Genomic DNA, 11,525 nt, shown 5'->3' with positions numbered 1-11,525 from the left:
TATGACGCCCGTCGAGCAGTTGGTCAACGTGGTGCGCGGTGGCGTGGCGTTTGTGCTCGTCCTCACCGTCTTGGTGGCGGTCCATGAGTTGGGCCACTATTTGGCGGCCCGTATGTACGGGATGAAGGTCGACGCCTTCGCCGTGTTCCTCGGTGGACTGCGCCAGACCGACCTCACCGGCCACCTTCCGTGGCCGCTCCGCCCCGCCCGGGCGGTCTGGGCCGTCGGCGCCGCCGGGCTCGCCGTGGCGGTCGTCGGCTCGTTTTTGTCTAATGTCTCGCTGACCGTCGCCGGACTGGCTGTCGTGGGGTTGGTCGTGCCGGTCTGGGTCGCCCGGCGCCTTGAGTTTCTCTACCACATGGGGCCGGGGGGCGGTGTCCGTCGCGTCGCGATCGGAGCGGGCGTCCTCGGCTTCGCTGTGGTCATGTTCTCCCGTGGTTCGATGCCGACGACGGGGCCAGACGCGGCCAAGAGTTGGTTGCTGACCGTCTTGGCCGCCGCCGCCTTGGGCGCATGGTGCGGTGTGATGTCCACCTATTGGGCGCCGACGTTCCTGCGGACCCAAGACCCGACTGGCGACCCTGCGCAGGACGAGGCGATGGGCCATGGCGCGGTGTCGGTTGGCGACGGCATGGTTCCGGTGCGGTTCCGACCGGTATGGTCGAAGACCCTCAAGAACGGCGCTGAGCTGGCCCTGAACATCCTGCCTCTCGGGGGGTTTGTCAAGATCCACGGGGCCCATCCGCGCGACGACGGCAGCGAGGTGGACATTCCCGGGGGGCAGTTCAGCAAGGGGCCGTTCGCGCGGTTCGTCGTCTTTGCCGCCGGCCCGGCGTTCAGCTTGTTGCTGGGCGTGTTCTTGATCTGGGTCGGCTTGGTCGGGCAGGGCAAGCCCGGGCCGGCCAGCCGTGTCACCGACGCAGTGCAACATGGTTCGCCGGCTGACAAGGCCGGCATCAAGCCCGGCGACGTCTTCGTCGCCGTCAACGGGAAGCCGGTGGACGAGGCCAAACAGGCGATGGAGGCGATCCGATACTCTTATGAGGAGCAAGGCGGCAAACTCGTCGGGCAGCCGGTGAGGGTCACCGTCGAACGCGGCTCTCGGTCGCTCGATATCACCGTGGTCCCCATGGTGTCGCCCCAGGCCGAGGACATCCCCGACAGCGAGGGCAAGATCGTCGACCATCGGCACGTGGCACGCATCGGTGTCGTGTTCCGTCCGACTTACGTCCCTGTCCATGCTGGGGAAGCGCTCGTCACCGCGGCGGCGGCCCCGGTCGAGGCGGTGGTGGGGATGCTCAAGCTCCGCACTGTCAATGAGTTCAAGGACAATGTCGGCGGCATCGGCACCGTCGCGGCAGTCACCACGTCGGCCGCACAGAGCGGCTTTTGGCCGGTCGTGAAGCTGGCGGGCCTCTTGAGCATTTCGCTCGGCATGATGAACCTCTTGCCCATCGTGCCCTTGGACGGCGGTCAAATGGCGGTCGCGTTCATCGAGATGTTCCGGGGGGGCAAACGCATCAGCCCCGCCCTCCAGAGTCTGGTGACCAACGTGGGGACGCTGCTGATCTTTCTCTTGGCCCTGACCGTCCTTTCGGTCGATATGGGGCGGATCGTCGGCGGCCCGTCCACGCCACCGGTGGCCGCTCCCAAGAAGTAGCTCTGCGTCCTGTCGGCGGCACGGTGGGACCGGGCAAAATGACCTCTATGCGTTTCATCGTGCCCGCCCTGGCCGTGCTGACGGCCGTGGCCCTCGGGGGCTGCAAGCATGACGCCCCGTTCGGCGGCACGCCACGTACTGCGGCCGAGATTAAAAAGCGGGTGGTCAGCCTGAGCCCCAACACGACGGAGTTGGTCTTCATCACCAACTACGGGGCGCCGGTGGTGGGCCGCACGGACGCCGACACGTTCCCGAACCAGGCCGCCAAAGTGCCGGTCGTCGTGCATCAGACCAAGATCGACTACGAGATGCTCGCCGGGATCAAGCCTGACCTCATCCTGTACGACACGTCGCTCTATTCCGACGCCGAAGTGGCGAAGATCAAGGAGTTGGGGGCCGAAATGCTGCCGTTCAGCGTCCACAACCTGGACGAGTACGAGGCCTACTTACGCCAACTCGGCGTCATGGTCGGGGGCGAGACCAACGCCAGCGAGTACATGGACAAGGTTTATGCCGCCGTGGCCAACGCCAAGGGCCCGGTGGCAGGGAAGGACATCAAGGTCATGGTGCTGATGGGCGGTGGTGGTGGTGACCTGACCGCCACCGGCACGGAGTCCATCCTGGCCGATTTCGTACGCAATTCGGGCGGCAATCTCATCGGCCCCAAGGGCGACCGGTTTATGCCCGTCAACATCGAGGAGGTCATCGCCGCCGACCCCGACATCATTTTTTGCCCTGACGACAGTTACGCCACAATCAGTAAGGACCCAAGGTTGGCCAACCTGCGGGCCGTGAAGAACCGGGAAGTCCTCCCGGTCAAGGCCGACATCTTGCTACGGGCGGGGTCGCGGGTGGACAAGCTGATCGCCGCCATGGGCGCGGAGATCCAAAAGGCGGGTGAGTCGAAGTGAGCGCCGCCGAGATCGGCGTCTTCGGGGGTTCCGGCTTCTACAGCCTCCTCGAAAACGTGCAGGAGATCAAGGTCGACACCCCGTACGGGCCCCCGAGCGACCGGATCATGCTCGCCGAAGTCGGCGGGCGCAAGGTCGCCTTCCTCCCCCGGCACGGCCGAGACCACACCCTGCCGCCCCACCGGGTGCCGTACCGTGCCAATGTCTGGGCGTTCCACAAGCTGGGGGTCAAGGCCGTCATCTCCCCTTGCGCGGTGGGGTCGCTCCAGAGGCACATTGAGCCGGGAAGTTTTCTCGTCGCCGACCAATTCGTCGACCGCACCAAGGGCCGCGACGACACGTTCTTCGACGGACCCATCGTCACCCATGTCTCCCCGGCCGAGACCTACGACCCCGTCCTTCGCAAGCTGGCCGTCGAGGTCATCACAGAGCACGGGATCGTCGCCCACGACGGCGGCACCGTCGTCGTCATCCAGGGCCCCCGGTTCAGCACCAAGGCGGAGAGCACCTGGTTCACCAACAACGGCTGGCAGATCATCAACATGACCCAGTATCCGGAGGCGTACCTGTGCCGGGAGTTGGGGATGAGCGTGGTCAACATCTCCCTGGTGACCGACTTCGACAGCGGTGTCGTCGCCGACACGTCGGCAGTGACCGCCCATGACGTGCTTGAGGTCTTCAAGAGCAACAGCGAGAAGATCCGCGGCGTCGTCCTCGACTTGATCAAGCGGATGCCTGCCGACCTTGACGCGCTCGGGGCCCGAGAGGCCCTTCGGTACACGCGCGGCGACGGTCACGCGGCCTCCGACCTGGACGTCCGTGTTTTTGAGTGATGTCCGCCGTCTGTAGGATTACCGTGAAGTTTGCTTGCGCTTGGCTCGCGTTGTCGGCCGTGGTGTCCGCCTCGGCCCAGACGGCGGGGAACGTCCTCGGACAAGTCGACGTCGGAGGGCACCAGGTCCCCCTCGTCGCGCCGACGACCGCCGGCATCTATGAGTCGAGCAAGACGGTGGCCCTACCCGACGGGCGCAAGACGGCGTGGCTGTCGCCAAGCAGCCTCAGCGAGCCTTACCGCGTCGCAGGAGGCTGGTCGGAACTGTCGGCCTGGCCTACCCTCAACCTCGCCGCCGCGCGCAAGCTTCACATCAAAGTGGTCCTCGCCACGTCGGCGCTTTGCCTGTACGAAGGCGCCCAGGTCCGCGCGGAGCGGGTCGGGTTCACCTCCCGCGAGCTCGCCGAGATCGACGGCGGGCTGGCCCAGCTGAAGGCGCTGCTTGAGGTCGCGGGTAACGGGACGGTCCAGGTCGAATACTCCGTCACGACAGACCCCTCGACGACAATCCAGGTCGAACGTGGTGGCAAGATCACCGACCTCGACGACCTGACCAACAGCACCGGTTTGGGGCCGGTGATGAACCGTAGCCCGTTCGCCACTGACGACGGGAGCTATTGGGGGCCTTACGCCTGCTCGATCGTCATCCACCCCGGACTTGGCGAGGTCGGCACCCTCGTCCATGGTTCGCGCCCCTGCGGGGTCGTCCCGTACCGGGCGACGACAGGAGGCCGGTACCTTCCCTTTGGCGCCGCCCTGCTCGTGAGCCTGGGTGGCACGCCGGACGGTCGTGTGCAGGGAATCCTTCGCGGCGCGGTCGAGCAGCCCGAGACGGCCCCGTACCTCGCCACCGCTAGCGGCGGGGTCACGGAGACGACGTTCGACGGCCAGCCTGCCTTGGCGGTCGCACCCAGTCTGGTGGCTTGGGTGCAGGGCCAAACCGGGCAATCGGCCAAGCCTGTCACCACCAAGGGCCAGACCGTCTTCTTGTACGACCCGGCCAAACCGAAGGGCCTGGCCGCCCAACTTGGGTTGCCTGACCCCGGCCAAGTGTCGGCGCCGGCAGGCTCTGCCGGCACACCGGCAGGTGCGGGTGAACTGAAGGTTGAAAGCCTTGACGACGCCGAGGGGAAGCGGTACCGCATCGACCTGCCGAAGGCGGCCTACAACCGAGCCATGGCCACCCTACCGGTCGAGGGCCAGGGCGCGTCCTTGGAGCCGGGCTCTAGCTTGACCTTCCGGTTCAGGTCAAGGTCTAGGGAGCCTTGGACGGTCACCTTGGGTCAAGAGTCATGGACTTTGGCCGACGCCCGGTCCGGGTTGGGCCGGGGCGTGGTCGTCGCCCAGATGGCGTTCGACGGTTCGTGGGAGACGGTTTCGCTACCTGTCACCAAGTCCGGCTCCGTCGCCTCTCAAGTCAGTTTCCTCCTCGCCGACGCCCAGCGTCTGGACCAAGCCGAGACCAGCGTTGAAATTGCCGACCTGAAGATCGTCAGCGACCCGGCCAAAGCAGTGAGGCCCAAGCCCGTGACCGACCCTTATGCCGACTTGAGGGGCAAAACGGACCTGGGGGCCGACGACCTGAAGCGGCTGACCGCCGACTTGAACGGGCCCGATGTCGTCTTGGCCGCGCAAGCAGCCTGGTTCTGCGCCCAAGTCAAGGTGCCCACCTTGGTCACGACCTTGATCGCGCAGGCGGAGGGTGCCGACGCCGCGGTGGTCTATGCCTCCTGCCGTGCCCTCAAAGCGCAAGGTACCGACGAGGCGTTCACCGGGCTCAAGACCGTCCTCGACTTTGGCCCGTTTGAGATCAACCGGCGCCTCGCCATGGAAGCTATTGGCGACGACGTCACCAAGCTGACGCTCAAAGACATCCAGTCGTTGGTCGTCTCACGCTCGTGGATGGGTCGTCTCGCCGGTTTGCGCGCGATGGTGAAGATCGACATGCCCAACAAGGCGGTCCAGATCATCACCATGCTCCAAGACGAGGACCCACGCGTCAGAGCCGCCGTCGTCGAGGCCGCGGACGCCGACGACGAACTGAGCGCCAAGCGGCTGCTCTACGGGGCGGTGAACGACCCCAGCGAGGAAGTCCGCACGAAGAGCTTCATCAAACTGATCGACTCAAAGGTCGAAGCGGTCCGCCGCGAAGCCTTCGCTTCGGTCCGGAACGAGTCGTTGGCCGTCGCCCTGGCCGTCCTGGACGCGATGGCCGGGTCGCCCAAGCCTGAGTACCGTCCCGCCCTCCTGCAAGCGGTCGTGGACCCGAGGCCGGAGATCCGCTCTGCGGCGGTCGAGGCGCTGAAGACCCAAGAGAAGGCGATCACTATCCCGGAGGTTCAAAACCTGATGGCAGACCCCGACCCCCTGGTCCAACTCGCCCTGGCCCACGCGGCGGCGGCAGGGAAGCTCAGCCTTCCGGCCGACGTCTTGGCCAAGCTCAAGGCAAGCCCGGACTACGCGGTCGCCCACGCGGCCCGTGGTGTCGGCGGCTGATTTCCGCGTAGGAACAAGTGACATGAAACTAGCTGTCGGTGCCGACCACGCAGGCTTCGACCTCGCCTCGTCGCTCGCCGATTGGTTGCGCGGCCTTGGCCACGAAGTCGTGCAACTGGGCGCGACGAGCACCGAGCGGTACGACTATCCGGACGCCTCTGACCTCGTCGCCTGTCATATCCTGGGTGGGCAGGCCGACCTCGGCGTGCTGGTCTGCGGCACGGGTATCGGCGTGAGCATCCGGGCCAACCGCTATCCCGGGGTCCGCGCCGCCGAGTGCACCAGCACGACGATGGCCGAGTTGGCCCGGGGGCACAACCATGCGAACGTGCTCTGCCTGGGCTCGAGGATCCTGTCGCCGGACGAGGCCAAGCAAATCACGGCAAGATTCCTAGAAAGCCCGGAAGACCCGGGAGACCGACATGTGAAGAGGGTCGGGAAACTGGACGCCGAGCGTGTTTGTTGATACACTAGTCGGAAGCATCGCCATATGAACAAGACTTTTCGGATCCTGATGTCGGCCTGCGGGGTCCTGGCCGTGGTCGGGAGCGTCGCCTTGGGCCATAACGCCCGGACTCGCGTCGACATGGGGCGCAGCGTCGCGTCCGACTCTCTGTCGCGCGTCATCAGCAGACCTGGGCTCCGCGCCAGCCTGACCAACCAGGAGCCGCTGACCGAAGGCGAGTATTTCTACCTGGTGACCGACCTGCTTCACCGCGAATACGTCGACCCGTTCGACGTGGACGACAAGATGGCGGTCGGGGCGGTGAAGGGCATGGTGAACAGCCTGCTTGACCCGGACTCGATGTTCATGACCCCGGCGGCATACACCCAGTACCACCATGTCCGGCAGGGAGAAGTCGAGGGCGTGGGAATCGAGATCCGCTACGTGTTCGACCAAGAGACGATCCAAAAGGCGCAGAGCGGGGCCAAGGGCTACGACACCCTCTTGTTGCTTCCCAAAGTCATGGTCGCGGCGGTGTTGCCCGGTGGCCCGGCCGAGGCGGCCGGCGTCAAGGTCGGCGACGAGGTCCGCGGTGTCGGCGACAAGTTCGTCGTGACCGCCCAAGACATCAAGCAGATCCGCGAGACGCAAAAGCTGGTCAACGAAAAGAAGGAGAAGCCCGAAGTCCTTGAGGCGATGCGCAAGGTGATCGAGGCCCGGATCAAGGCCAACATCCCGCCGGTCAAAGTGCGCGACCAGCTGACCCTGGGCGACACGGGCAGCGTGGACTTGACCCTGGACCGGGAGGGGAAAGAAGTCAAGGTCAAAATCGACAAGAAGCGTTACACCATCCCCGCCGTAGAAGCGACCCCGCAGGGGCCGACCAAGCTCCGCTTTGTCGAGGGTGCCGCCCAGGCCCTGGCGAAGTTGGACTGGTCCAGGCCTGTGACCCTGGACTTGCGGCAGTCCACCCAAGGTGACTTCGCCGTGATGCAGAAATGCCTCGACGTCTTGTTGCCCGCGCAAAAGGTCGGGGTCATCGCTACAGACGACGCCCGCACCACCGACGTGGTCTCCCGTGGCCCCGGCATCAAGGCCGCCCATGTCGAGTTGGTCGTGGACAGTTCGACTGCCGGTGCCGCCGCCGTCTTCGCCCAGTCCCTCGCCGCCGCAGGCTACGCGACGTTGACAGGCGAGACGTACCCCGACATGGAGTGGATCGAAGAGCACGCCCTCCCCGGAGGCAGTGGCTACACGCTGGCGGTCGGTAAGTTCAGGCCGATCGGCAAGGAGGTGGCCAAGTGAAGTGGTGGAAGGTGCCCGTCGTCCTGTTGGGGTGCGCCGGCGGGTTTGGTCTTGGATTCTTCCTGCGTGACGTGAGCGCGGGCCGCGCTCCCAGCGGGACGGCCCTGGCCGCTCTTGCCGCGAGCGGCGGCAAGCCCACGCCGACGGAGATCTTCCAGCAAAACTTTGACCTGATCCAGCGTAAGTATTGGCGCAAGGTCGACCCGACCAACCTGCGTTACGCGGCCATGCAAGGGGCCGTCGCGAGCCTGGGTGACCCCCACACCGCGTTCTTGGAGCCGGTGACCGCCGACCGCTTCAACATGGAGACCCATGGTGACTTCGTCGGCATCGGCGCGAGGCTGGGGGAGGACCCGCAAGGGGCCAAGGTCGCCGTTGTCTTCCGGAACAGCCCGGCCGACCGTGCGGGGCTGAAGGCCAACGACGTCATCGTCGGCGTCAACGACCAGGTGGTGGCCGGCTGGGAAGTCGACAAGATCGTCAAGAACGTGAAGGGCGAGGCGGGCACCCAGGTCAAACTCACCGTCCAACGCCCTGGGACGGCGGGCCTGCTGAAGCTGGTCGCGACGCGCGCCCAGGTGTTCATCCCGACCGCCGAGGCCAAGGTGCTCCCGGGCAACATCGGCTACATCTCCGTGACGACCTTTGCCGAGAACACCCCGGGCCAGTTCGACGACGCCCTGCAGGAGTTGATGAACAAGGACACCAAGGGCTTGGTCATCGACCTCCGCAGCAACCCGGGCGGCCTCTTGACCACGGCGAGCGCGATGCTGGGCAGGTTTATCGACGCCAAGCAGGTCGTCACGATGAAGGTCCGTGGCGGCAAGGTCGTCGAGGAGAAGACCCCGCCTGGCTCGGTCTGGCCGGTGAAGGGCCCCATCGTCGTCTTGGTCAACGAGGAGTCGGCGAGCGCGAGCGAGATTTTCGCGAGTGACATCCGGTACTTCGCCAAGGCGAAACTGGTCGGCGAGCACACCTACGGGAAAATGTCCGTCCAAACGGTGCACACCATCCCGCAGGACATGGCCAGTCTGAAGGTGACGATCGCCAAGTACTACGTTCCGAGTGGCGAGGACTACTCGCGCAAGGTCGACGACGACGGGACATACGTGAAGGGCGGCCTTGTCCCCGACGTGCCGGTCGAGCTCAATGTGACGCCCGACACCGTCCTTGGCGACCCCGCCAAGGACAACCAACTCGCCCGGGCCATCGAGGTGCTGAAGGGTGAGACCCCTCCGGCGGCCCAGGTCTCCAACCTGGAGACCCGTTTAGTCTGGCCCGGGCGCTTCGAACCTGTGTGCTGAGCGATCCCGGGCCGGAGACTTCCCGGCCCGGGCCCACCCGTTCCGGGTAAAATATGGGGCCGTGCAAGCTCAATTTGAACTTGCCGACTAGGAGTCTCAGTGCCCGAACAAGACCCCCAAATCTCTCTTGTCCCGATCGAAGAAGAACTGTCGCGGAGTTACGTCAACTACGCGATGTCGGTCATCATCGCGCGCGCCCTTCCCGACATCCGGGACGGGCTGAAGCCGGTCCAGCGCCGGATCCTCTACGCGATGCGGGAGATGGGTCAGACCCCCGACGGCCCGTTCAAAAAGAGCGCCCAGGTCACGGGCAAGACCTCGGGCGAGTTCCACCCCCACGGCAACCAGGTCATCTACCCGACGCTGGCGCGGTTGGGGCAGAGCTTCACGATGCGCTACATGCTGATCCAGCCGCAGGGGAACTTCGGCTCGATCGACGGCGACCCGCCCGCCGCGGAACGGTACACCGAGTGTCGCCTAAGCCCCATCGCGATGGAACTGATGGAAGACCTCGACCGTGAGACGGTCGACTGGATGCCGACATACACCAACGAGCAGATGGAGCCGATGTGCTTCCCCGGCAAGTTCCCGAACCTGCTCTGCAACGGCAGCCAAGGCATCGCCGTCGGCATGGCGACCTCCATGCCGCCGCACAACCTCACCGAAGTCTGCAACGCGATCTTGCACCGCATCGACGACCCGGAGTGCGACCTCGACGCGGTCATGACCCACCTGCCCGGCCCCGACTTTCCGACCCTTGGCCTGATCATGGGCACCAAGGGAGTCCGCGAGGCTTACGAGACCGGCCGTGGCAGCGTCGTGATGCAGGCCAAGACGATGATCGAGCCCGGCGACGCGGGGAAGAGCACCATCGTCGTCACCGAACTGCCGTATCAGGTCAACAAGACGAACCTGGTGCAGAACATCGCCCAGATCGCCAAGCTGAAAAAGTTCGACGGCATCGTCGCGGTCAACGACTATTCGGACAAGCGCGGTATGCGGATCGAGATCGACATCCGCCGCGACGTCAACCCGAACCGGGCCCTGAACTACCTGCTCAAACACACGTCGTTGAGGACGACGTTCGGCTGCATCATGCTGTCGCTGGTCGGCAACTCGCCCCGCGTCTCGCCGCTCCTGACCGTCCTGGACGAGTACATCAAGCACCGCCGGGACGTCATTGAGCGCCGCACGCGGTATGAGCTGTACCGCATCCTCGAAGAAGTCCACCGCCTCGAAGGCTTCCAAATCGCCCGGCGGTTCCTCGACGACATCATCAAGGTCATCCGCGAGGCGTCCGACCCCGACGCCGCCCGTGTCCAGTTGGTGCGCCAGTTCGACATGTCGCCCTACCAGGCCAACGCAGTGCTCAATATGCCGTTGCGCCGCCTGACCCAGCTGGAGCAGAGCAAGCTGGAGGCCGACTACAAGGAAGCCCTGCGCAAGATGCAGGACCTCATGGACATCCTCACCGACCCGGTCCGCCTGACCGCGGTGATGCGCGAGGAAGTCGTCACGATGCGCGACAAGCATGGCGACGAGCGACGGACCAAGATCATCGGCCGAGAGGTCGGCGACTTCACCGAGGAAGACCTGATCCCTGACGAGGAGGCCATCGTCAGCGTCAGCCGCGACGGCTACATCAAGCGGATCAGCCTGGACAGCTATCGCCAGCAGAAGCGGGGCGGCAAGGGCCTGAAGAGCGTGATGAAGCAGGACGACGAACCTGCCCACCTCTTCCAGGTCAACACCCACCACTTCATCCTGTTCTTCACCGACCGGGGCCGGGTCTACCGCCTCCGCGCCTACGATATCCCCGAGAGCACCCGGTACGCCCGAGGTATGCCGGTCATCAACTATATCGCCATCGAGAGTGACGAGCGGGTGACGGCGACCGTCAGCGTCAAGGACATCAAGGGCGAGGGGTACCTCACCATGGTCACACGCCAGGGCGAGGTGAAGCGCACCGCGCTGGAGTCGTTCAGCAACATCCGCTCGAACGGGCTCCGGGCTTTTGACATCGAGGCCGGCGACGAGCTCGGGTGGGTCTTGGTCACCAAGGGTAACGAAGACATCGTGCTTGTCAGCCGCAACGGCATGTCCATCCGCTTCAACGAGACGGACGCCCGTGGCCGAGGACGCGCCGCGGGCGGTGTCCGCGCCATCCGCCTGCGTGATGGGGACGTCCTCGTCGGCGCCGACATCGTCCGACCCGGGTCGACCCTGCTGGTCGTCGGCGAACATGGCTTCGGCAAACGCACCGAGCTTGAGGAGTACCGAGTCCAGACCCGTGGGGGCATGGGCATCCTGACGATGAACGTCACGGACAAGACCGGGCCGATCGTGAGTGGCGAGGTAGTCGAGGACGACGACCGGCTGATCCTCCTGACGACTTTGGGCAAGGGTATCCGCGTCAAGGTCAAAGAGATCCGGCTGGTCAAGCGCATCGCCCAAGGGGTGAAACTGATCAACTTGGCCGACGGCGACACCATCGCTTCGATGGCCCGGCTGGTCATGAACCCTGACGAAGGCGACGACCACGAGTCCGACGACGAAGACGGCGAGTGACCCT

8 protein-coding genes are annotated in these 11,525 nt (G+C 65.3%); all 8 read left to right on the top strand.

Features of this window, described 5'->3' with window-relative positions:
• Position 1: 1 nt before the first annotated feature.
• Positions 2-1,660 carry a site-2 protease family protein gene (locus KF857_06025; GenBank protein MBX3111549.1) on the top strand — a complete coding sequence of 553 codons (1,659 nt, stop codon included), beginning with the start codon at positions 2-4 and terminating at the stop codon, positions 1,658-1,660.
• A 47-nt stretch (positions 1,661-1,707) separates the two neighbouring features.
• Positions 1,708-2,571, top strand: a complete 864-nt coding sequence (locus KF857_06020; GenBank protein MBX3111548.1) for an ABC transporter substrate-binding protein — start codon at positions 1,708-1,710, stop codon at positions 2,569-2,571.
• Positions 2,568-3,404, top strand: coding sequence for an S-methyl-5'-thioadenosine phosphorylase (locus tag KF857_06015; GenBank protein ID MBX3111547.1), 837 nt, complete (start codon positions 2,568-2,570; stop codon positions 3,402-3,404). The genes KF857_06020 and KF857_06015 overlap by 4 nt, the downstream gene beginning before the upstream one ends.
• A 23-nt stretch (positions 3,405-3,427) precedes the next feature.
• Positions 3,428-5,899 (top strand): HEAT repeat domain-containing protein, encoded by a 2,472-nt coding sequence (locus KF857_06010; GenBank protein ID MBX3111546.1) that lies wholly within the window; start codon positions 3,428-3,430, stop codon positions 5,897-5,899.
• Positions 5,900-5,921: 22 nt separating this feature from the next.
• Positions 5,922-6,365: a ribose 5-phosphate isomerase B gene (rpiB, locus tag KF857_06005; GenBank protein MBX3111545.1), complete on the top strand. Its 444-nt coding sequence runs from the start codon at positions 5,922-5,924 to the stop codon at positions 6,363-6,365.
• Positions 6,366-6,389: 24 nt separating this feature from the next.
• A complete protein-coding gene (locus KF857_06000; GenBank protein ID MBX3111544.1) occupies positions 6,390-7,649 on the top strand; it encodes a PDZ domain-containing protein in 1,260 nt (419 codons plus the stop codon).
• Complete coding sequence (locus tag KF857_05995; protein ID MBX3111543.1) at positions 7,646-8,953, top strand: S41 family peptidase; 1,308 nt, start codon at positions 7,646-7,648, stop codon at positions 8,951-8,953. The genes KF857_06000 and KF857_05995 overlap by 4 nt, the downstream gene beginning before the upstream one ends.
• A 99-nt stretch (positions 8,954-9,052) precedes the next feature.
• Positions 9,053-11,521 carry a DNA gyrase subunit A gene (gene gyrA, locus KF857_05990; protein ID MBX3111542.1) on the top strand — a complete coding sequence of 823 codons (2,469 nt, stop codon included), beginning with the start codon at positions 9,053-9,055 and terminating at the stop codon, positions 11,519-11,521.
• The last annotated feature ends 4 nt before the right edge of the window (positions 11,522-11,525 follow it).

This window comes from Fimbriimonadaceae bacterium, from assembly GCA_019638795.1.
In the GTDB taxonomy this organism is placed as follows: Bacteria; Armatimonadota; Fimbriimonadia; order Fimbriimonadales; family Fimbriimonadaceae; genus JAHBTB01.
This window is presented reverse-complemented; position numbering and strand designations above follow the sequence as displayed.